This window comes from Galbibacter sp., assembly GCF_035306585.1.
Taxonomy (GTDB): domain Bacteria; phylum Bacteroidota; class Bacteroidia; order Flavobacteriales; family Flavobacteriaceae; genus Galbibacter.
In genome coordinates, this window is sequence record NZ_DATGNU010000043.1 from 50,748 (window position 1) to 73,692 (window position 22,945).

17 protein-coding genes are annotated in these 22,945 nt (G+C 39.8%); 9 read left to right on the forward strand and 8 right to left on the reverse strand.

Annotated features, from left to right (window positions below):
* Positions 1-77: 77 nt before the first annotated feature.
* The gene (locus tag VKY50_RS04620) at positions 78-512 is read right to left on the reverse strand and encodes an RrF2 family transcriptional regulator (RefSeq protein ID WP_324299339.1); all 435 of its coding nucleotides are present in this window, start codon (positions 510-512) and stop codon (positions 78-80) included.
* Positions 513-1,045: 533 nt separating this feature from the next.
* Here VKY50_RS04620 and nhaA point away from each other — a divergent pair.
* The 5 genes from nhaA to rhaM all read left to right on the forward strand — a co-directional run bounded on the left by nhaA (position 1,046) and on the right by rhaM (position 9,708).
* Positions 1,046-2,185: a Na+/H+ antiporter NhaA gene (nhaA, locus tag VKY50_RS04625; RefSeq protein ID WP_324299341.1), complete on the forward strand. Its 1,140-nt coding sequence runs from the start codon at positions 1,046-1,048 to the stop codon at positions 2,183-2,185.
* 320 nt (positions 2,186-2,505) lie between these two features.
* The gene (locus VKY50_RS04630) at positions 2,506-5,661 is read left to right on the forward strand and encodes a SusC/RagA family TonB-linked outer membrane protein (protein WP_324299343.1); all 3,156 of its coding nucleotides are present in this window, start codon (positions 2,506-2,508) and stop codon (positions 5,659-5,661) included.
* Positions 5,662-5,704: 43 nt separating this feature from the next.
* Positions 5,705-7,804 carry a RagB/SusD family nutrient uptake outer membrane protein gene (locus VKY50_RS04635; RefSeq protein WP_324299345.1) on the forward strand — a complete coding sequence of 700 codons (2,100 nt, stop codon included), beginning with the start codon at positions 5,705-5,707 and terminating at the stop codon, positions 7,802-7,804.
* 208 nt (positions 7,805-8,012) lie between these two features.
* Positions 8,013-9,377 (forward strand): glycoside hydrolase family 28 protein, encoded by a 1,365-nt coding sequence (locus tag VKY50_RS04640; RefSeq protein ID WP_324299347.1) that lies wholly within the window; start codon positions 8,013-8,015, stop codon positions 9,375-9,377.
* Positions 9,378-9,393: 16 nt separating this feature from the next.
* Positions 9,394-9,708, forward strand: coding sequence for an L-rhamnose mutarotase (gene rhaM / locus VKY50_RS04645; RefSeq protein WP_324299349.1), 315 nt, complete (start codon positions 9,394-9,396; stop codon positions 9,706-9,708).
* Between the two features lies 1 nt (position 9,709).
* On the opposite strand, the gene VKY50_RS04650 is transcribed toward rhaM, so the two are convergent.
* The 7 genes from VKY50_RS04650 to VKY50_RS04675 form a co-directional block, all read right to left on the reverse strand.
* The gene (locus VKY50_RS04650) at positions 9,710-9,919 is read right to left on the reverse strand and encodes a hypothetical protein (RefSeq protein WP_324299352.1); all 210 of its coding nucleotides are present in this window, start codon (positions 9,917-9,919) and stop codon (positions 9,710-9,712) included.
* Between the two features lie 121 nt (positions 9,920-10,040).
* A complete protein-coding gene (locus VKY50_RS12710; protein ID WP_414652290.1) occupies positions 10,041-10,277 on the reverse strand; it encodes a PH domain-containing protein in 237 nt (78 codons plus the stop codon).
* 216 nt (positions 10,278-10,493) lie between these two features.
* Entirely contained in the window at positions 10,494-12,041 is a 1,548-nt protein-coding gene (locus tag VKY50_RS04655; protein WP_324299354.1) for a rhamnogalacturonan acetylesterase, read from the reverse strand.
* A 13-nt stretch (positions 12,042-12,054) separates the two neighbouring features.
* Positions 12,055-14,907, reverse strand: coding sequence for a glycoside hydrolase family 2 TIM barrel-domain containing protein (locus VKY50_RS04660; RefSeq protein ID WP_324299356.1), 2,853 nt, complete (start codon positions 14,905-14,907; stop codon positions 12,055-12,057).
* A gap of 20 nt (positions 14,908-14,927) precedes the next feature.
* Positions 14,928-15,419, reverse strand: a complete 492-nt coding sequence (locus VKY50_RS04665; RefSeq protein WP_324299358.1) for an SGNH/GDSL hydrolase family protein — start codon at positions 15,417-15,419, stop codon at positions 14,928-14,930.
* A gap of 18 nt (positions 15,420-15,437) precedes the next feature.
* On the reverse strand, positions 15,438-16,232 hold the full coding sequence (locus tag VKY50_RS04670; RefSeq protein WP_324299360.1) for a hypothetical protein: 795 nt from the start codon (positions 16,230-16,232) through the stop codon (positions 15,438-15,440).
* Positions 16,233-16,306: 74 nt separating this feature from the next.
* Entirely contained in the window at positions 16,307-17,368 is a 1,062-nt protein-coding gene (locus VKY50_RS04675; RefSeq protein WP_324299362.1) for a GntR family transcriptional regulator, read from the reverse strand.
* 179 nt (positions 17,369-17,547) lie between these two features.
* On the opposite strand from VKY50_RS04675, the gene VKY50_RS04680 reads away from it, so the two are divergent.
* The 4 genes from VKY50_RS04680 to VKY50_RS04695 all read left to right on the forward strand — a co-directional run.
* A complete protein-coding gene (locus VKY50_RS04680) occupies positions 17,548-19,644 on the forward strand; it encodes a bifunctional aldolase/short-chain dehydrogenase (protein WP_324299364.1) in 2,097 nt (698 codons plus the stop codon).
* A gap of 103 nt (positions 19,645-19,747) precedes the next feature.
* Positions 19,748-21,025 (forward strand): sugar isomerase, encoded by a 1,278-nt coding sequence (locus tag VKY50_RS04685; RefSeq protein ID WP_324299366.1) that lies wholly within the window; start codon positions 19,748-19,750, stop codon positions 21,023-21,025.
* Positions 21,026-21,035: 10 nt separating this feature from the next.
* A complete protein-coding gene (locus VKY50_RS04690) occupies positions 21,036-22,409 on the forward strand; it encodes an FGGY-family carbohydrate kinase (protein WP_324299367.1) in 1,374 nt (457 codons plus the stop codon).
* Positions 22,410-22,415: 6 nt separating this feature from the next.
* Positions 22,416-22,945: alpha-hydroxy acid oxidase (locus tag VKY50_RS04695; protein WP_324299369.1), on the forward strand; the 530-nt coding region annotated here is incomplete at its 3' end.

Here is a 22,945-nt window from a genome sequence, read left to right on the forward strand (position 1 = left end):
ATAACAAATATTTTATAAAAGATAAAGTTGTCTTTTATAAAATATTTTAAGTGCGCTATCCTCTCATAGGGCAACAATTATACATTTGTAAGGAAAGAATCTCCATCGATAAATTTATTAGCTAAACTTCCAATGGTTGTTTCGCTAAAGGATCTCAGCAAAGCCTCTTTAGTTTTAGAATATTCAAAGTGCATTGGACAAGGGTGATCATCGGAACACTGATGCAATCCCATTACACATTCTTTAAATACCGCCAACCCGTCAATAGCATTCACAATTTCAAGAATAGGAGTGTCTAATTGAAATTTTTCACAGTAAAATCCACCATAGGGGCCTTTTAAAGAAGTTACAATTCTGCGCTTATTAAGTGTTTGCATTATTTTACCAGTAAAGGCTGCTGGTGCCTCAATTTCATGAGCAATCTCCTTTACACTGAGCTTTATATCTTCATCCACCCTTGAGGCTATAAAAACACATGCCCTAATGGCATACTTACAAGACTTTGATATCATCGTTCGATCATTTTACTTACAAATATATAATATAAAAAAGACAGGTTTGTCCTTTTTTACATTTTTAAATAGTTCACCATAAAAATAACCATGCTACCTTGATGCGCTATAAAATAAATTTCAACCAACAAACAAGTCCTATAATTGTACTAATATGCTATCTATCAATTAAAATGGTCTAAAATAAATCTTGAATTTCCGTAGGTGGCAAAAAAAAGTGAAGAACTTACCCGCCCCCTTATACAGATGCAATTAAGGTTTGTTGTATATTTAACGTTAATTATATATGGAGAAATCTATTTTTTTATATTTTTACCACAATTGAATATGTATTTGCTAGAAGTAAAACACATCTCACTAGACTTTGATGAGTTCTTGTTAAAGTTTTACAGTTTTCACAAGGGTACTACACCAAAAAGGAAGGTCTGACGAATGTATGGGTAATGTAAAAGTTTCTTTTTTTACCTATGGGGTGATATATTATGGTTTTGCAAAACTTATAGCGTTACAACCAAAAAAATTGACGTAATTTAATGAAGTTAACAAAATTATTTAAAGAATTTTTAGAAAGTGAAAAATCAACAGGCATCATTTTAATTGGATGCACCATTGTCTCTCTAATACTTGCTAATTCAGCCATCGGTCCTAGTTATACAGGAATTTGGGAAACACAATTTTCTGGACATAGCATTGAACATTGGATAAATGACGGTTTAATGGCTATTTTCTTCTTATTGATTGGTCTGGAATTAGAACGTGAGATTTATATCGGTGAACTTTCCAAAATAAAAAATGCCACCCTACCAATATTTGCAGCAATTGGAGGTATTGTAGTACCAGCCGCCATATATACTATTATCAACTACGGTACACCAGAACAATCGGGATCCGGAATACCGATGGCAACAGATATAGCATTTGCCCTTGGTATTTTATCCATTTTAGGCAAAAGAGTCCCCAATGCTTTAAAAGTCTTTTTAGCGGCTTTAGCTATAATTGATGATCTAGGGGCCATTATCATAATTGCAGTGTTTTACACCGAAACCCTGATGTTTACCAACTTAATGTATGCCCTAGGCATATTTGCTTTTCTACTTGTTTTGAACCGTTTGAAGGTTAGGAATCTGATACCCTATTTAATCAGTGGTGTATTCATGTGGTATTTTATGCTACTCTCGGGAGTGCATGCTACTGTTGCAGGGGTATTACTAGCCTTCGCTATTCCCTTTGGAAATGGCGATAAAAAATCCACCTCATATATATTACAACATTTTTTACATAAACCCGTAAGTTTTATTATCCTTCCCATTTTTGCGCTCGCCAATACAGCTATCGTACTCAGTGGTGAATTGGGAGATATCTTATCCCACAATTATAGCCTGGGAATTTCAACTGGTCTAATTGTTGGAAAACCACTAGGAATTTTTCTTGGAACCTTTATAGCCTTTAAATTAGGACTTGGAAAACTTCCCTCTAAATTAAAGTGGTCTCATATTTTTGGAGTGGGATTACTGGGAGGAATCGGATTTACCATGTCCATATTTATTACCCTACTGGCCTTCGATAATGCCACCATCATTAACAATGCTAAATTGGTTATTTTACTATCCTCGTTAGTGGCAGGCTCCTTAGGTTACTTTACATTGCATCAAACACTAAAAAATCATAAATAAATCCAGGACATAAAAGTTCTTAAAAGACTTCATAGTACTATACTATATTCTAACCTAAATGGTTCGTCAAAAAGATGGACCGTTTAGGTTAGTTTCATTACCAAATAAACCCATAATGGGCTTAAAAAAGTAAATTTTATTAACAATATTTTCACATTGTTTTTCTTTATATACCATAGCACATAAGCCGTGGCATGAAATCCACCGAGTACCCCGACACTTATTATCGGTTGCTGTTTAGCTAGTTACAGTACACCACAGGATAGTTTCATAATGGCCTTTAGATAAATTTGGTAGTATTAACCAAACCATTTTATTTTATGAAACAAAATTTCTTTCTCTGGCTTGGCACCGTGTTGCTCATTTTCGTATCCAGTACAGTATACGGACAACACAACACAATTACAGGTATAGTGACCGATGCCACAGGGATTCCGATGCCAGGAGTCAATGTGATTGTAAAAGGCACCCAAAGGGGTGTGAGTACGGACTTTGATGGGCTTTATTCCATTGATGCATCACCTGGGGAGGTTTTAGTATTTACCTATGTAGGTTCGGTAACAGTTGAAAAGACTGTGGGCCAGCAGCGCATAATCAATACCACCATGGAATTGGATAGTAATGAACTCGATGAAGTTGTTGTTATTGGTTATGGTACAGCGAAGAAGAGTGATGTCACAGGGGCTTTGGTCAGTGTGAGTTCCGAAGAGTTGTTACAACAACCTGTAAACAATGCCTTCGAGGCGCTTCAAGGTAAAGCCGCAGGGGTGGATATCACCAGTAGCCAGCGACCTGGAACCATTGGATCAGTTCGCATTAGAGGGAACAGGTCCTTAACGGCAAGCAACTCCCCTTTATATGTCGTAGATGGTGTTCCTTTGATGTCACCAACGGCTATTGAAACGCTCAACCCCAGAGACATTCAGTCTATAGAAGTTTTAAAAGATGCTTCGGCTACGGCCATTTACGGTTCTCGCGGAGCTAATGGGGTTATCATTGTATCCACTAAAAAAGGTAGAGAAGGTCGATTACAACTCAACTATTCCACCGTTGTTACTACTTCAACCATTGAGGATAGAGCCCCAGCAATGAGTGCGAGTGAATTTATTACCTTTAGACGTTGGGCTGCTTATAACCTCGATCCAGAAGTATATGCCCATCCTAACAATCCTACCTATGAAAATGACGAATTAATATTTGACAGTGCCATGGACAATCAAACCTCTAGAGACAATGTTCTAAGGGGTTGGAATGGCGGCACTTGGGACCCTTCAAGGGTACGCAATACTGATTGGACAGACATTGTAACTCAAACAGCCTTAACCACAGAACACAATATCAGTGCAAGTGGTGGTACAGAGCACATGAGTGCGTATGCATCCTTTGGCTACCTGGATAATGAAGGTACCCAAAAGGGTCAGTTTTACGAACGCTACACTGCCAAGATCAGTGCAGAACTTAGACCAACAGAATGGTTCACACTAAGCAGTAGTATGAATGCAAGTTGGAGCGAACAAGATTATGGAATGTCTCGATTAGGCGCACGTAGCAGCTCTGGGCCTGATGCCATCTACGGGAATGCAAAAGCCATCTACAATATGGCTGTACCATATGATGCTAATGGCAATATCGTCATCAATCCAGGAGGAGAAACTGGAATTTACACCATTCAAGATGAATGGGAAAAAAGCACCCAGCAATCAGAGTCCATGCGTATCTTAGGTAGTTTTTCTGCCACCTTTGATATTGGTGAGATTGTTAGTGCTTTGGAAGGCTTAAAATTCAAGATGAACTTTGGTCCTGATTATCGAAATTGGAGGGAAGGATCCTATATTGATGGAACATCTGCTTATAAAATTAATGCCGATGGATCTACCGGTACCAATTATGCCAGACTTAGAAATCGCAGGGATTTTTCTTGGACCCTGGATAACATGATCACCTACAACAAAACCATCGCTGAGAAGCACAACCTGGGATTGACCCTTTTACAGACAGCATCTTCATGGAATACCGAAGAATCAGCCATGAGTGCCAATAATATTCCAAAAGAGTCCTACTTATGGAATGCATTTGGTTCCATAGACATTACCAATTCTGACAACAATGCATCAATGAGTTCAGGTCTTGTGGAGCGGCAACTCAGTTCTTATATGGTACGTGCCAATTACGGATTTGATGATCGTTACCTGATCACACTCTCTGGACGATGGGATGGTGCTTCCCAGCTAGGAGAGGGTAACAAATGGGACTTCTTTCCTTCGGCTGCCTTTGCTTGGAGAATTAAACAGGAAAACTTTATGAGTGAAGCTACTTGGCTCAATGACTTAAAGCTTCGCCTTGGATTTGGTACCACCGGTAACGCTGCTGTAAGCCCATATGCAACAAAAGGAGATATTACACAAATTTACTTACCTTTTAACGGTATTGGAAACCTCATTGGTTATACTACAAACGAGCCGTATTATAGCGCGAATCAGCTGACAATGGCTAACCCAGATCTAGGGTGGGAAAAAACAACGCAATACAACATTGGACTTGACTTTGCACTGTTTAATAACCGCATCAGTGGTAGTTTAGACATGTATAAGTCATATACGGAAGATTTATTGATGTCTGTAAATATTCCAACCCTTACGGGGTATCCAAACATCATTTCCAACATCGGAAAGACCAACAACCGCGGAGTAGAACTAACCTTAAATGCTACCCCTATTCAAACTAGTGGTGGTTTTGCCTGGGATACCAATATCAATGTGGCCTGGCAGAAGGACGAAATCGAAGAACTGGCTTATGGTGAAAATGACATGGTGGATAACCGCTGGTTTATCGGGCAATCGATTGCCGTGGAATACGGTTATGACAACCTTGGTGTATGGCAAAATACTGCAGAAGATCTCGCGGAGATGGAGCAATGGAATGCCAACGGTTATGATTTTACTCCTGGAAATGTACGCCCCAAGGACCAAAATGGCGATTATATGATGACCGAAGAAGATCGTGTGGTCCTAGGAAACAGTACTCCTAGATGGGTACTAGGATGGAACAATGCCTTTAGTTATAAAGGCGTGGAACTGAGCATGAATATCTACTCTCGCTTAGGGTATACGGATGATATCGGAGGACAAGCTATGACAGCGCATTCCAATCAAATCAAGATCGACTATTGGACTCCAGAGAATCCAGATGCGGAATTTCAAAAACCGATACTTGGGCAAGCAACCTCAGGTTCTCAAGATGACTTCTCAGGGGTTCTAGGATTTAAAGATGCAGGCTTTGTAAAGATTAGAAACATCTCACTAGGGTATAATTTCTCTAGAGATTTCTGTACTAAAAACGGCCTTAATAACCTGAAAATTTACTTTCAAGCTATTAATCCTGGAAGCATTTATCAGGCGGTAGATTGGTATGATTTTGATGTCAATGCCACCTACTTTAACCGCAGCTTTGCACTTGGAATTGATATCGGAATATAACCAGGAGAATCTATAGATAAACAATACAAAAAACTTAAAAGATATGAAACTCAAATACAACATAGGAATTTATCTTTTCTCATTACTAGGACTTGTGATAGCCTCCTGTAATAAAGATTTCCTCGATGAAGAGTTAACAACACAATACTCTACGGATTATCTTGACACCCCAGAGGGTATTGAAGAACTTACCCGTTCGCTCTACGGAAATATTAGATGGCATTTTGGCTATGAATGGGCATATGGGATGACCCTATATGGAACAGATGAATTCACTAATGCCAATGACCTGACCAATGAAATGTGGAATACCTATGACAACCGCTTAGGCCCCCTTGGCGCCACACCAGAAACGGGGGCAGCAAATAAAAATGCGACATCCCCTGCACAACTTTGGGATCAGTTGTATTATGGAATCTCATCAGCCAATACCATTATTGCCAAGGCCGCTGAAGTTATAACCGATGAGAGTATTAGGAATCGATGCTTGGCCCATGCTTACTTTTTAAGAGGTTATAATTACTACCGATTAACGGCACAATATGGAAGCGTGGTTCTACAAACCGAACCAGCTGAAGGGGTGGTTAGGAACTTCACTAGACCAACGGCAGAGGAGTGTTGGGAGCAAGTAATCTCAGACTTAAGAAAAGCGTATGAACTATTTGAAGGAGAGGTATTCACCTATGGAAAAGGAATCACATGGACCAAGGCTACTGCTGCACATTTCCTGGCAAAGGCCTTATTGTTTAGAGCCTCAGAGCGCAACAATGATTGGAACAGCTCTTACATAGATGCTGATTTAAAAGAGGCTATTGAGGTATCCACTTATGCAATAAATGCCAGAGGTCCACTAACACCGGATTATAATGATCTATATTCCAATTGGACAGGGGTTGATTGTGAGATTGAACAACTGGACGAGATCTTAATGGCCGCTGGTCACAATGCAGACGGTGCTACTAGTGGACGCTTTGGAAATAGAACTTATAATTACTTCAACCCGCAGTTTAGTAGTTTCTCTGGAGGTTGGGTGCGAAGAGGAGTTTGGATCGGTGGAATGGACTTTCAGCGTTGTAGACCAACGGAATACAGTTATGCGGTATTCGACCACGTGAATGATTCCCGTATGTGGAAGACTTTCAAAACGGTATATGGCGCTAATAATGTAGCCGAAGAAGGCTATGATGTTCAACCCGGGGACCCAGGGATTGTGATGATTCTAAATACCAAAGATGATCACACCTATGACAATTACACCTTTGGAGCATTTGTGCAAAACCCCGATTGGACCGATGACCAAGGGCGATTAGCAGAATGGAAAATAGGAGAACGCCAAACACCTACATCTGGAGAACTGACAAGTGAGGTAGGACAATGGGTTCCCAATTCCTTGGTATTATATCAAAATGGAGAATATGTAGCGCCTACCTTTAAAAATCAACCGATCTGTAATTTCTTCGCTGGAATCAACAAAACAGATGATGGATCCAGACAGGCTGAAAAAGGCGATGCTCACCGTGATGTTACTATGGCAAGACTAGCGGAGACCTATTTGGTTCGAGCCGAATGTTACGTTCGATTAAATCAATTTGGACAAGCCATGAATGACATCAACGAGGTTAGAAGGAGAGCGCAGTGGAAATCAGGTGAAAACCGGTCCTATTACACCGATGGTGGTATGGCCTTTGAGAACAATGCGCTCAACACGGGAAGTGCCGCGGAGAATTACATCAATTCTAATTTGAATATGAACACTTATTATCTTTCTAATCCAGATATAGAAGTAACCACTGAGGCCTCTAACTTAGAGTTAACCTCTTTCCCAAATGACCTTCCAGAGGAAGATGAAGCCGTCTTAACTCGTTTGGGCGCTTCCAGTCAATACGAACGTGCATTACACTTTATATTAAATGAGCGAACTAGAGAATTACTCGGAGAGTGGCAGCGTTGGGAAACACTCTCCAGAACAGGAACGCTACTTCAAAGAGCGCAAGCATTTAACCCTGAGGCCGCCGCTGGAATTACAGCCAACAAACATGAGTTACGACCAATACCACAAGCATTTATAGACGGGCTGCTGAACGATGATGGTTCTAATCTATCTGCTGCCGATAAGGCTGCATGGCAAAACCCTGGGTATTAAAATTAACACACAACAATAGAAGTTTATTCATTTTACTTTTTATTTCCTTTGTTCTCTTTAACTTAAATGACTTCTATACCAAAGTGCTTCGCTCATAAAAGATTAGCGAAGCATTTTTGTTTTTATCTTCACGGATCGACCATGCAGGTAGGTACAGGATTAAATTATAAAACACCTCCCCTATCTTTATTTAAAAATCAATACCACTATGATGAAATACTTCACTCTCATACTATGGTGTAGCGCGATACTGTTTTCGTGCCAAAGGCAACCCAACAAAATTCCTACCCATGCCATTACCGCATCCGCTCCCTTTGGAGAAGTGACTGTAGAGGTGCCCGATTTTGGTCAAAGCAAAAGATATCTTATTACAGATTTTGGCGCGCTACCCAATGATCAAAAAGCAACAACTAAGGCCATTATGGAAGCAATTGAAGTGGCTCATAATCAAGGTGGCGGTCGGGTTGTGATTCCAAAAGGAGAATGGCTTACAGGTAAAATACATCTAAAGAGCAATATCAATCTACACCTAGAACAAGGGGCAGTATTGCTCTTCTCGGATAATCCACAAGATTATTTACCTGCTGTACATACTAGTTGGGAAGGGCTCGAATGCTATAATTACTCCCCTCTTATCTATGCCTATCAATGTAAAAATATAGCCATCACAGGACAAGGGGAGCTAAAGGCTAAAATGGATACTTGGAGAGGCTGGTTTGATCGTCCTCCAGGGCATATGAACAGCCTAAAAGAACTGTATCACATGGCGGCAAAGAACATCCCAGTAGAAGAGCGACAAATGGTTAACCACTCGGCAAATTTAAGACCGCATTTTATCCAGTTTAACCGATCGGAAAATATTTTATTAAAAGGGGTGACCATTACCAACAGTCCATTTTGGGTGATACACCCCTATTTATCTAAAAACGTGTATATCCAACAGGTGAAAGTATTTGCGCATGGTCATAACAATGACGGGGTGGATCCAGAGATGAGCCAAAACATCATTATCGAGAACTCTATCTTTGATCAGGGCGATGATGCCATAGCGGTAAAATCGGGCAGAAATCAAGATGCATGGCGATTAGCAACACCCTCAAAGAATATCGTTATTAAAAACTGTAAAATTATAAACGGTCATCAATTAATGGCTATTGGAAGTGAACTCTCTGGTGGGATAGAAAATATTTATATGTCAGAGTGCCAGGTAGCCAAGGGAGCAAAACTGAATCATTTACTTTTTATTAAAACCAACCACCGCAGAGGAGGTACGGTCAGCAATATCTATATGGATCGTATTACCTCTGGAAAGATTGCGGAAGGAATTCTAGGCATCGATACTGATGTATTGTATCAATGGCGTGATTTAGTTCCCACCTATCAGAAGAAATTAACCACTATTAAGGAGGTGTATTTGAGTGATATTCATGCCGAAAATGTGGCCTTTATATCAAAAATTTCAGGGCAAGAACAATGCCCAGTAAAGAACATTGTACTGAAACAGGTCACCGCCGACAGTATCAGAAATCAGCCCATTATGAACCAAAATGTATTGGGCTTTAATTACCAATAACACCATACGAAACCTTATGACTACAAACGCATTCACCATGAAATTAAAACCTGGTTTTGAGGAAGAATACAAAAAACGCCATGATGAGATCTGGCCTGAACTTAAGGCCTTATTATCCCATCAGGGTATCAGCGACTATGCTATTTACTTAGACAAAACCACTTTAACACTCTTTGCTGTACAACAGTTAGCAGACGATTTTAACCCTGAAGCACTTCCAAAGCATCCATTGGTACAAAAATGGTGGGCATACATGGCAGACATTATGGAGACCCACCCAGATAATTCTCCCATAGAAACCCCATTATCCCGGGTGTTTTACATGAGATGATTTAAAGGGATTTTAAAATCTCAGCTTTTTTTTGGTCATACTCCTTTTGGCTTTTCAACGCACTAGTATGCAACTCTTTAAGTAGTTTTAAACGCTCAGCGCTCGAGATCGTCAAACGTTCATTATGATCCATCACTGCGTAGGGTACTACCATCCGCCCCGAGGCCACTCGAGCATTTTCTAACCATCGCTGCCTTGTGTATTCGATCATACGCTCTTGCTATTCTTGTGCATACTGATACAATTTTTCTTACCTGCGCCTTAGGCAAGTAATCGATGGTGTAAAGTGCCTTTTCCACGGTAAGCACTTCAAATTTCGAACCCATCAACTTTTACATTAGATGACAATCCGTTACCTGCTTCCAAAGAATAGCATCAAATTTCATGGTAAGCCCCAGCTTTATGGGGCTGCAGATTATAATTCGCCTATTGGTAAGGGCTATAGCCCTAGGAGCGATATTAATCGGTTTTCTTTGAACCGCTATGCAGGCAATAGATTCCTTGTTGGTTAACAGCTGGTGAGGTTTTTTTAAGCGCCTTTTTAGTCCTAGCAGGGTTTTGGTCTTTATGGAGCAGTCGTTTAATTAGTCCATAATTGTAGCGTAATTTACCAGTTATATAGGGCTGTAGCTACCATCAAAAAAGCGCATTAATACAAGAAAAACACCCTTTTTTTTAACAACTAATGTGGAGCGCTAACAAGATACAAAATTGCTTGTTTTTTTTAAAAAAAGCGTGCAGGGTACTTTTTCCTAAATTAGGATACTTTTATGAACTGTTTCACCTTAGTCATTGATGGATAAAACAGTCCCGAGCAGTTCATCTATGGTCTGTTGGCTCACTAAAAAATCTTTTAATCCAAGTTGCTTGCATTGACGTAGACTTTGGGCCAATACAGCGGCATTAAAGGTGGCACCCTCAAGATTAGTATGTGTATGGTCCTTGGGGAAAAACCATTGAACTTTATCCCTCCCGATCTTCTGGTAGGCTCTTGCAATGCTGTCGTTTAGATCGATAAATAGGACATTGTTTTTTAGAGCAATTTCCTTAGCCCACAGTCCGTAATTCTCGTTGTTACGAATGACTTTTTCCCCATCCCATTGATTTCTAGGAACGGGACTTAACACCACCGCAATGGCTCCTTTATCTATTGTTTGCTGTATAAAATGATTCATATACCAGCCGTAACTATGTACCGTTTCAGCGGGCTGACCTTCTCTTTTTACCACAAGGGTCGAATCGCTTATTCCAGAGATAGAACCCCTATATTTTGGTTGATCGATATAACCGCCATCATTATGACCAAATTGCATCAGTAGGTAATCTCCTTTCTTTAAGGTGTCATAAACCTTCTCCCATAGTTTTTCAGTGTAAAAAGTGCGACTACTACGCCCTCCCCTAGCCGCATTTACAATGCGCACTCTATTGGTATCTACAAACTTCTCCAAGGCCACACCCCAACCTACGGCTTGATCAAGGTCATTATCAGCAACAGTCGAATCGCCTATCAAATACAATTGTTTTTTCTTAGGTAGGGTAATCTTGGGATTTTCCAACACATAATTTCCAAACTCCTCTCTGGCAGACTTGAGTTCTCGAGCCACTATAAAGGCGGCTAATGAGGCGCCTTGTGCGGTGGTGTGCGTGTGGTCTTTTTTGTAAAATAGCTGACCAAGGACGCTATCTTGCCCCAGTTTTTCCATTTCCATAGCCATTTCATTGTTCAGATCAACAAAAGTCACACCTTGCTCTTGGGCTACTTGTTTGGACCAAAGCCCATAGGTTTCTAAGTTACGCCCTACCTTACCGTCTTCCCATTTATTTCTAGGAATTGGTGAGATCACAACAGGAATCCCCCCTTTTTCTTTTGTTTGTTCAATCATTTTTCGGATATACCATCCATAGGTATGGACCACCTCGTTTTCATTAGTGAGCATATTGTGAATTTCTTCCTTCTGTTGGCCGATTCCTTTAATGGTACCCCTTGCGCGAAAATCATCATTAATTGGCCCTGAATCATTATGTCCAAATTGTATGAGCACGTAGTCCCCTTTTTCAATTTCCTTGTAAACCTCTTGCCACAATCCTTTTTGGATATAGGTACGACTGCTGGTCCCACCTAAGGCTTTATTTCTCACTGTAATTTGAGTACTATCAAGATATTGTCCAATGAAATCACCCCATCCCCAAAGACCGCCCGCACCATCGCCCTGTCCGTTTTTAACCGTGGAATCCCCCACGGTAAAAAGCACTGGCTTCTTTATGGGATCGCCTACTTGGCATTGAGAAAAAATAAGACCTAGCAAGACCAGTATGTATAATTTAATTCGCATAAGTATCCGTGTTTTAGTTTCTAAAATCCAGCCAAAGTATCATTGAAATACCATCGTCTCCGCTTTTAATTCGGATGTTTGTCGGCTGACTATTGGGTCCGTGTTGGGGTACTGGCTTAAAAGAGTGCATTGCAGGGATCTCATATAAGAACGAAAGGTCTCCCTCTGGAAAATCGGGATAGCCCTTGGATCCTTTAAATCCATTTTTTGGCTGCTCTGGAGTAAAAAGTCTTAAAAACACCTTTTCTGATTCACTAAATACCTTAAAACTGTTTTTATCAGCCTCGATGCTAGCGGCCATTAGATTCGCATGATAACCTTTAAACTCAGGATAGATGAGATTTTCAAAACTCTCCCCAGTGATGGTATTATTGTACTGTTTTTCCCAAAATCCAAAATTTGCCCCTTTTATTCGATTTTTCCAAACTCTATAGGGGCCACTTCCGAACCATCTCATTCCTTTGACTCCTTGTTCTGGATAAGAAAAGGTAATCCCAAAAACATCGATATCGGGTTGAAAGAACGCCCCGTCAAAACCACTACTTCGGCCAACATTTTTTAGTGCAACCATATGCATTTTCAATCGTCCATCTGGATACATCTTCCATTTGATATGGTCAATGCCCCCATTATATTCTACTAGGCATACTGCTGTATCCTCTTCCATAAAAACCTTCACCTTTTCAACGGTAGCTTTAAACCCAATGGGTATAGGACCATTATCTAACGGGATGCGTCCCAATTGGTTACTAACATTTTTAAGCAGTCCATCCTTTTTTCCAATTTCAATTTTAATGTTGGAAGCATTTAATGCTACAGTTTGCGCATTTTCAACAATATTTGCCGTAGCTTTTTGCTCCGCTGGCTTAATTAATTTTTGACTGTAATATGAAGGCCTATGAATGGGCCAGGTCCAAGTATTAATTTCTCTTCCATAGGGATCTTTGACAGTAATTTCTAGCCAATCTCCTTTAAAAAAATTACCTGGCAAATCCAAGTGAACTCTTCTTTTCTCCCCAGGTAAAATACTGGGTAAATTAATAATACCTTCAGCTATGGTATGAGCGTTTTGGCGCTGATAAAGCATCGTATTTGGAAGCTCGACAACACGATATAGCATCGTTGTCTTATTTAAATTGGTAAACAAATATTGGTTGGAGATATAGAATTCACCAGTGAAGCTTTTCGTAATTCTAAGGGGTTCAAACTGAACTGGACTCCACAGTGCTTTAACGGTATAAAAACTACCTTCCTTTTCCCTGTGCGGTCCTAAGATCCCATCAGCGGCTAAGGATCCTTTGGAGTCATACTTCTTTGGCCCGTTCCAATCAGATCGTAACACCGCTCCATCGGAGAAAGCCCATAAAAAACCACCAGCGAAAAGCGGACTCTCGCTATAGCGTTTCCAGAAATCTTCTAATCCCGCTCCATGACCGTTGTCATAAGTTCCATGCATGAACTCTGTAGGGAAAAAAACATTTTCACCATTTACAAATCTATGAACCCCCGTTAAATAAGTAGGGTAATGATGGGTATCCCATCCCTTGTAATCTGCCCAAGGATGAATCACCAATCGCTGTTGGGGATCACGTTGGTAAAAAACAGTATCCAATTCATCGATCCAGCCACCTTCATTCCCTTGATCCCAAATAGTCACCGAAGGATGGTTTACATCCCGATCTACCATTTCTTTAATCAACTTAGCACCTGTCTTCTTATCGTAATGTCCATGCCAACCTGCCAATTCATCCAGTACAAAAAGTCCAAGGGAATCACATACCTCTAGAAAATGATCATCTGGGGGATAGTGCATTCGAACCGCATTCATGTTCATATCCTTTATCAGGTTCACATCCATAATACTGATCTCTTTATCAGTACTTCGGCCAGATTCAGGCCAAAATGAATGGCGATTGATTCCCTTGAAAACCACCTTTTTTCCATTTAAATAAATGCCATCCTTCTCTTTAAACTCCAGGGTTCTAAATCCAAAACGCTCCTTCACCTCATGTAGCACTTTACCGTCATGTTTAAGTTGTAATTTAAGTAGATAAAGATTGGGATGCTCTGGTGTCCACAGATCAATACCCATCCATTTAAAGCTGAGGGTCTCCTTGGAATTTTTTAAATTGCTCATCTGGGGTGAAAAGTCTTTCTTTTGAGCAGTTACAGGGAAAATCTCGGCAACCACAGTAGTATTATGTGGAATATCATGCGCCTCTAGACTGATGTTAATGGTCCCATCCATTTGAGCATCTATAGCCAGATGTTCCACATGAGATTTTGGTTTAATTTCTAACCATACCGGTCGGTAAATCCCACCAAAAAGCCACCAATCGGCTCTTCGTTCCGCATTATTAACTGATGAATTATCAGAATGCTTTTTAACGTGTACTTCCAGAAGGTTATCAAAATTACTTTCCACCAGATCAGAAATATCATAGCTAAATTCATAAAACCCACCCTGATGTACCGCTCCAGCTAATTGACCGTTTACCTTCACTTGAGCATCGGTCATGACTCCACCAAAAACAATTCGTACCTGTTGATTGTTATATACCTTTGGCACTTTAAATTTATGTCTGTAAAATCCTTCTTCCTTACTCGGTTGGTCTTGTTGTAATTCTTTATACCAGCGACCATAGGTATAGGTTCCAAATCCTTCTAATTCCCAGTTAGAAGGTACATTAATGGTAGTCCATTTATTACTATTTTGCCCATCGGTGCAAAAAAATTCCCAGGCCACTGGATGTTTGTAATCTTTACCAGATAGGTAAATTTTTTCGGTTTGCTGTCCTAGACAAACCATACAAGATAAAAATATGGCCAGGTTGGTTAGGGATTTTAAAGTAAGCGAGTTTATCATTTTAAAAAAAGGTTGGGTTATTAATTGCCGTCAGGTTTAGTTGCCTCAAATCTAGGGCTCATTGGAAGTGTCCATTGTGCTATGTGATGTGGTTTGTTTGGACTATAGGGAGGCAAAGATTTTAAATGGCTTTTTAGGTCGAGTTCTAATTTTTTGATCTCTTGAATCACACATAGCGCGATTTCATGTGCCCCAAAATCATTGAAATGGGTGTTGTCCTCTAGCGCGTTTTCTTGACCAGGGAAACTGTTTTTAGGATACTGCACAAATGCATTTTTTGATTCCCTTACCCCCCAGGTTTCATAAAGTGAGGTGGAGATCTTAGTAAGATCTATAAGCGGTACCGAAAGGGAGTCTGCCACAACTCTTACTGCCTCTGGATACGCTCCATGGGTATGTACTAGCTGGTTATTTTGATCAAATGCCCGGCGTTGCAATGGAGTTATAAGGATTGGGATCCCTCCTTTGGCCCTTGCTGATGATACATAATACCTTAATAAATCAGTATACAATGCCCAAGGCCCCGAGCCTTAACCTTTCATTTTTTGATCATTATGACCAAATTCAATCATCACAAAATCTCCCTCCTTTATTAATTGCAAAATCTTCTCCCAACGCTTTCTTACCTTAAAAGAAGAAAGTGACGCCCCCGAGGCAGCATAATTGGCCACTACAATGGAGGGGTTTAGATATGCTGTTATGAACTGTCCCCATGAAGCCCAGGGGGATAAATCCTGATCAGCAACCGTTGAATCTCCAGCAAGAAAAAGTGTCGGTATATCATCTAATGCACGAATTAAAATTCGTTCTACCGCTGTTCCTTTTACAAACTCTAAACTGAGTTTGTTGTCCCAATTCAGTGCCATTTCATCTCGAGGCTTTAGATCGACTTGCTGTGTAGAGTCGATCTTTTTAGTCTGCAGATGCACGGTGAATTCAAGCGCTTCAAACTGCCCCTTTTCAAGTTCTAATTGATTTACCATGAGTCGTTTTGACTCTGCTTTTACAGAGTTTATACTTGCAGTGTTCTCACTTCCAAAAACAATAGACACGGCATAATTTCCAGCGGGAAGCGATACAGAAAAATAGACCGATGCATTAGCTATGATCCCTTTTTTCTGCATTTGAACCCCACTAGCGGTATCAAAATCAAAACCATAGTTCTGGTTCCAAAGTTGAGCAGTACTAACCGGTGTGTAATGCGCATTAAGCGGTGGTTTCGACCCAAATTGATACCCCCACTGAAAAGACACTTGGTGTTGTCCAAAAACGGAACAACAAAAAATAATGGATAAACCAAGTATGGCTATATGTTTTGTATACATAGGTTGGTAGTAAGGTTAGACAAGATACTATGTATACATTAAAAAACTATCCTGCACTATGCTGAGGTATTTTGTTAAAGAGAATTTCGCTCGATATACTTAAAAACGTTTTTTACCTTTTCTTTTTTATTTTTAAGAACCATATAGGCGGCGCTCTCCCCCATTGCCTTGAAATCAGTACTAATGACCGTTATACCTAGCAATTCTTTTAACGGGGTTTCATTATAAGAAATGATCCCAATATCCTTACCAAGCTTTAATCCTTTTTTACGGATTTGTCGTACAAGATTCACCAGGTCCATCTCCTCGATGGTGATGAAAATATCTTTACTTTGAAGTTCCATATCATCATAAATTTGATCTAAGATCTCAAAGTCAAAATCGTATTCCACACAAAATTGTCTAAACCCAAGCATGATCCTTTTCGGATAGGGGTGTACTGCTTTGTTAGGGTAGACTAAAATAATTTTGTCGTATTGCTGAAGTCGGTCCAACCCTTCTTTAAGTGCTTGATAGATATCATTTTGAAAGTCCTGATAAATAGAGCCATAATTTCCTTGTATACAAGGTTTGGCATTGTCCATAATAATCAATTTATCTTTTGGAATTTGTTCGATGACATCCAGTACAGCCTCTGTATAACTCACGTGACTCAGGTCTTCCAATTTAAAATGAGGCATAATGATGTAGTAGTCAAAGGCCCCTAAATTTTTTTCCAAGGTTCTGATAAAAAGAGATTCTTCACAGTGGTAGATAAACAAGTTTACATGAGCGTTTACTCCAATGGCATCTACAAAAGAATTGTAGATCATCATTTTATAAGAACTTGGTTTGTTTATCATAAAGCAAATATTGAGCTTGGATATTAAATCGGTTTTAGCGGTATAATACCCTTTCCCTTTTACCGAAACAATTACTTTGCGTTCCTTAAGTAATTTATAGGCTTTTTCTACGGTATTTCTCGAGAGATAACAGCTCTCGCTAAGCTCATTGATCGAAGGAATTTTTTGTCCAAAGGACAATCTACCTTTGCTTATATCTTCAATTACCGAATCAACGATTTGCTTGTATTTTGGCACTCTGGAATTTTCATCAATCGTTATATTAATTTCCGAATGCATAGTAGAGGAACTCATGATTAATTAATTTTTATGCGTAATTGTACAAATAATTAATGTAATATTAAATATTAATAGCAATTATTATAATTTTTAACATTTTAGTACTTTTTTCCTCCTTGCAGTACACCACAGGATACACAGGTATTTTTTAAAAGTTACATTTGGATCAACAAACATCAATTAGGACAAAACAAATGAATAAAACCTTTAAATATGTAAATTATCTTTGGGATGATCAAAAAGCCGCAGCTATAGAGGGTAATGAAGTCGAACTTTTTTTATATAGATCAAATATCCTAGGTGCAGACCTAAGGATTACCAATTACGGAGGAGGCAATACAAGTTGTAAAACAATAGAGAAAGATCCACTCACTAATCAAAACGTTGAGGTAATGTGGATAAAAGGATCTGGTGGCGATATAGGCACTTTAACTCGTGCTGGTATAGCTGGTCTTTATACCGAGCGATTGCGTAATCTTAAAAATGTGTACAAAGGACGCTCTGATGAAGATAGAATGGTTGGCTTGTTCAATCACTGCATCTACGATTTAGACAGCCGCGCCCCTTCCATTGACACACCCTTACATGGATTACTACCATTTAAACATATCGATCACTTGCATCCAGATGCGCTCATTGCTGTAGCTGCCGCAAAGGACAGTGAAAAAATCACCAAAGAAATTTGGGGAGAAACCATGGGGTGGGTTCCCTGGCAACGACCAGGATTTGACCTTGGGTTACAACTAGAGAAATGCCTAAAGGATAATCCAGGAATTCGCGGTATTGTCCTTGGAAATCATGGTTTATTTACCTGGGGCGATACTTCCTATGAGTGCTACATGAATAGTTTAGAAGTCATCGAAACAGCATCGGCCTATATTGAAGATAAAATAAAAGAAAAAGGCAGTGTTTTTGGAGGTGAAAAGATAAAAAGCCATCCGCCGGAGCAGCGGCAAATAAAGGCATCCCAGCTGATGCCATTACTAAGAGGGTTATGTTCCTCAGAAAAACCAATGATCGGTCATTTTACGGACAGTGAAACAGTGATGCAATACATCAATAGTCACGATTTGGAAAGGCTTGCTCCCATGGGAACTTCCTGTCCAGACCACTTCTTAAGGACAAAAATACAACCTTTGGTGTTGGATTTGGATAAAGATGAGGATTTGCTAAACACCGAGGTTTTACTTGAAAAACTTACCCCTTCATTTGAGGCCTATCGCAAAGAATATAGTGCCTATTATAATCATTGTAAACACCCTAATAGTCCTGCGATGCGGGATCCAAATCCCGTGATTATCATTTACCCTGGAATTGGCATGTTTTCTTTTGCTAAAAACAAACAAACCGCAAGGGTAGCTAGTGAGTTTTATGTCAACGCCATCAACGTGATGCGCGGTGCCGAGGCTATCTCACAATACACAGCGCTTCCACGACAAGAGGCCTTTGACATTGAATATTGGCTGTTGGAAGAGGCTAAATTACAACGTATGCCAAAAGAGCAACCGCTCTCGAGAAAAGTTGCTATTGTCACTGGAGCCGGAGGAGGAATAGGAAAAGCTATAGCAGATAAATTAGTGGCCGAAGGCGCCAATGTAGTGCTGACGGATATCAGTGAACAGTCCTTAGAAGAGGCTGAGAAAACCTTTAAAAAAGATCAGGTCAGCACCGTAGTTTGTGATGTTACCGATGAAAATTCTATTAAAAGAGCGTTTGACAAAGCATGTTTATCCTTTGGAGGGATAGACGTTATCATCCACTCTGCAGGCCTGGCTATTTCTAAATCATTAGAAGACACCACCTTAAAGGATTGGGAAATCCTACAAAATATCCTTGTAAAGGGTCAGTTTTTAATGGCGCAACACGGGGTGAAAATCCTTAAGAAGCAAGGTCTGGGTGGAAATATTGTAAATATTGCTAGTAAAAATGGCCTGGTAGCTGGACCGAACAATGTAGGTTATGGAACAGCTAAAGCAGCCCAATTACATATGACCCGCCTATTGGCTGCGGAACTAGGATCGGATAAAATCAGGGTGAATACCGTAAACCCAGATGGAGTCATTGTAGGGAGTAAAATATGGCAAGGCGCATGGGCAGAAGGAAGAGCCAAGGCTTACGGAATTTCGGTAGATGAGCTTCCTTCACACTACGCAAAAAGAAATTTATTAAACGAAATCATATATCCACAGGACATTGCTAATGCGGCCTTTGCGCTGATTGCAAATTTGGATAAATCAACCGGAAACATCATCAATGTCGACGGTGGAATGGCAAATGCATTTGTTCGATAAATGTATAGTTGTTAGTTAGCTTAAGGAATCTCTCATAGGTATGCACAGCCTATGAGGGTTTCTTTTAAATTACAGAGGTACCAATTAGAAACAAACTCAAAAAATGATCATTAACCCAAACACACTAAGTTCTGATGCAAAAGAAATTGCTAACCACAAGGAAGAATTTGACCATCTAGCCAATAGGCTGTCAAAACAACATATTGAGGTAAACGCACTTATTGACAAACTCATGGCCTTTCAAGTGGCTATCCCAAGTTGGGCATTAGGAGCTGGGGGAACGCGATTTGGAAGGTACTCTTTTTTTGGTGAACCCACTTCACTGGAGCAAAAACTCGAAGATGTTGGCGTGCTTCACCACCTAACTAGAAGTGCAGGAGCTATTTCTTTACACATTCCATGGGATATCCCAACAGATTATAAAGCCATCAAAGAACTTGCCGCAGAATTGGATTTGAAATTCGATGCCGTTAACTCCAATACCTTTCAGGATTCACCACAGGCAAAACATTCCTACAAGTTTGGATCCCTAAGTAATACCAGCGTAGATGCAAGACAACAAGCCATCGCTCACAACAAAGAAGTTATTAAAATTGGGGAAAAACTAGGATCAAAAAGTATCACTGTTTGGCTTGCAGATGGAAGTTCTTTTCCAGGGCAACACAATTTTCAAACAGCACTTTCAAATACACAAGATAGTCTGAAAGAAATATACAAATCCTTAGCCGATGATTGGAAGTTATTTATTGAATACAAACCATATGAACCCTATTTTTACAGCACGGTAATACAAGATTGGGGCACTTCTTTTATGTTGGCTAACGAATGTGGAGCGAAAGCCTACACCCTAGTGGATCTTGGCCATCACCTTCCTAATACAAATATTGAACAGATCGTCTCTACGCTGATGTTTAAAGGGAAATTAGGGGGTTTTCATTTTAATGATAGTAAATATGGGGATGATGACATCACTGTGGGATCCATTAAACCGTATGCGCTTTTTTTAATTTTCAATGAATTGGTCTATGGAATGGCTAACAATCCTCAAAACCCTGAACTTTCTTGGATGATCGATGCTAGCCATAACCTCAAAGACCCCTTGGAGGATTTAATTCAATCCTTAGAGTCTATACGGATAACCTATGCGAAAGCCCTTTTGGTAGATCAAGTACTCTTGAAAAAAGCCCAGCAAGAACATGATGTTACCCTATGTCAAGAAATATTGCAAGAGGCCTATCTTACCGATGTCAGACCCCTTGTTAGGCAGGCTCGACTACAGTCCAATGCACCCATGAACCCTTTGAAATCCTATAGGAATTTAGGCGTCAGGGAGCAATTAATCAAGGAGCGAGGAAAAAATACAGTAGCTACAGGCTTATAAATAGGTTGAAATGAAAAAGAAAGTAACGGCGGTATTTGACATCGGAAAAACCAATAAAAAGTTCTTCCTTTTTGATGAGGATTTCAAAGAAGTTTTCAGAGAGTATTCCAAATTCGACCATATCTTGGATCAAGACGGGTATCCTACAGAAGACCTCCATAAGTTACAACTATGGCTAAAGGCAGTATTTAACAGAATCTTAGCCACCGACCAGTACGATATCAAAGCTATTAACTTTTCCTCCTATGGAGCATCCTTGGTGCACCTTGATGAAAATGGTGAGGCCATTACTCCTTTGTATAATTATACCAAACCCATTGACCAAGAAATAATAAATAAATTCTACCAGCGTTATGGACCAGAGTTAACCTTTATACAACAAACGGGATCCTCCAAGGAAGGCCTGCTAAACTCAGGCATGCAGTTGTATTGGTTAAAGTACACCAAGCCTGAGGTTTTTAAAAAAATAAAATACTCGCTTCATCTTCCTCAGTATCTCAGTTATATCTTTACAGGAATCCCTTTGAGTGAATACACAAGTATAGGCTGTCATACCAGTCTTTGGGACTATAGCAAAAAGGATTATCACTACTGGGTTTACAAGGAAGAGTTGCACAAGATCCTTCCCCCCATTGTATCCACTGAGACCAGTATTAATATGAATTACAATGGGAAACGTATTAAAATTGGAGTAGGGATCCATGATAGTTCGGCAGCCTTGCTGCCTTATGTGAGAAGTCTAAAAGATCCTTTTATTTTAGTTTCCACAGGAACATGGAGCATTGCTCTTAATCCATTTACCACCACTCCTTTGAGTGAAAAAGAGGTTTCTAAGAACTGTATCAATTACATGAGAATTAATGGCAAACAAGTAAAAGCCTCCAGATTATTCTTAGGAAATGAATATAAGATTCAAGTTCAAAAGTTAGCCGAACATTATGGCGTTGCACCGGATCATCACAAATCTGTAAGTTTCAACGAGCAGGCTTATTATGAAATTACCAAGGAATTTGAACACCTCTTTAAATGGGAAAGTATTGAAAACACCCAGGAATTGTCCAAAACGGAGCTTCCCTATGATTCCTTTGAGGATGCCTATCACCATCTGATGATAGAACTTGTAAAACTACAGGTCCAGAGCATCCAAATAGCCAAAGGATCTGAAAAGATCTCCAAATTATATGTCGATGGGGGCTTTAGTAGCAATGAAGTATATATTAAGCTCTTATCTCATTATATGAGAAATATGGAATTACGTACCACGGATGCCTCATTAGGTTCAGCCTTAGGAGCCGCCATTTGTATCGCCGATACCAAGCTAAATTCCAAATTTCTCAAGAAAAATTACGCTTTAAAAAAACACGTTCCTCTGATTATTAAATAACTACAAATGGCATTATCCTTCAATTACAAATATCCTTCGGTGGATGATTTAAGAGAAAAAGCAAAAAAACGAATCCCTCGATTTGCTTTTGAATACCTTGATGGTGGCTGTAATGAGGATGTCAATATCATAAGAAACACCGCCGAGATAAGGGAAATACAATTGGAACCGCGCTACCTTAACAATTACAAGGATTCCAATTTGAAAACTACCCTTTTTGGCCGCCAATATGATGCCCCATTTGGGATTGCACCTGTAGGACTTCAAGGACTTATGTGGCCTAATTCCCCAGAAATACTTGCCAAAGCTTCTTTTAAACACAACATTCCCTTTATTTTAAGCACCGTAAGTACCAGTAGTATTGAAAGGATCAGTGAACTTACCCAGGGCAATGCCTGGTTTCAGCTATACAATCCCGTGGAGGATTCCATACGAAAGGATATTATTAATAGAGCAGCCTCGGCCCAATGTCCAGTACTGGTATTACTTTGTGATGTACCCACCTTTGGTTATCGTCCCAAAGATTTTAGGAATGG

Coding starts and splice junctions, on each gene's coding strand:
- VKY50_RS04670 (WP_324299360.1), bottom strand. CDS start 16,232: ATGTATACAAAACATATAGCCATACTTGGTTTATCCATTATTTTTTGT.
- rhaM (WP_324299349.1), top strand. CDS start 9,394: ATGACTACAAACGCATTCACCATGAAATTAAAACCTGGTTTTGAGGAA.
- VKY50_RS04690 (WP_324299367.1), top strand. CDS start 21,036: ATGAAAAAGAAAGTAACGGCGGTATTTGACATCGGAAAAACCAATAAA.
- VKY50_RS04620 (WP_324299339.1), bottom strand. CDS start 512: ATGATATCAAAGTCTTGTAAGTATGCCATTAGGGCATGTGTTTTTATA.
- VKY50_RS04630 (WP_324299343.1), top strand. CDS start 2,506: ATGAAACAAAATTTCTTTCTCTGGCTTGGCACCGTGTTGCTCATTTTC.
- VKY50_RS04635 (WP_324299345.1), top strand. CDS start 5,705: ATGAAACTCAAATACAACATAGGAATTTATCTTTTCTCATTACTAGGA.
- VKY50_RS04685 (WP_324299366.1), top strand. CDS start 19,748: ATGATCATTAACCCAAACACACTAAGTTCTGATGCAAAAGAAATTGCT.
- VKY50_RS04650 (WP_324299352.1), bottom strand. CDS start 9,919: ATGATCGAATACACAAGGCAGCGATGGTTAGAAAATGCTCGAGTGGCC.
- VKY50_RS04640 (WP_324299347.1), top strand. CDS start 8,013: ATGATGAAATACTTCACTCTCATACTATGGTGTAGCGCGATACTGTTT.
- VKY50_RS04655 (WP_324299354.1), bottom strand. CDS start 12,041: ATGCGAATTAAATTATACATACTGGTCTTGCTAGGTCTTATTTTTTCT.
- VKY50_RS04680 (WP_324299364.1), top strand. CDS start 17,548: ATGAATAAAACCTTTAAATATGTAAATTATCTTTGGGATGATCAAAAA.
- VKY50_RS04675 (WP_324299362.1), bottom strand. CDS start 17,368: ATGAGTTCCTCTACTATGCATTCGGAAATTAATATAACGATTGATGAA.
- VKY50_RS04660 (WP_324299356.1), bottom strand. CDS start 14,907: ATGATAAACTCGCTTACTTTAAAATCCCTAACCAACCTGGCCATATTT.
- nhaA (WP_324299341.1), top strand. CDS start 1,046: ATGAAGTTAACAAAATTATTTAAAGAATTTTTAGAAAGTGAAAAATCA.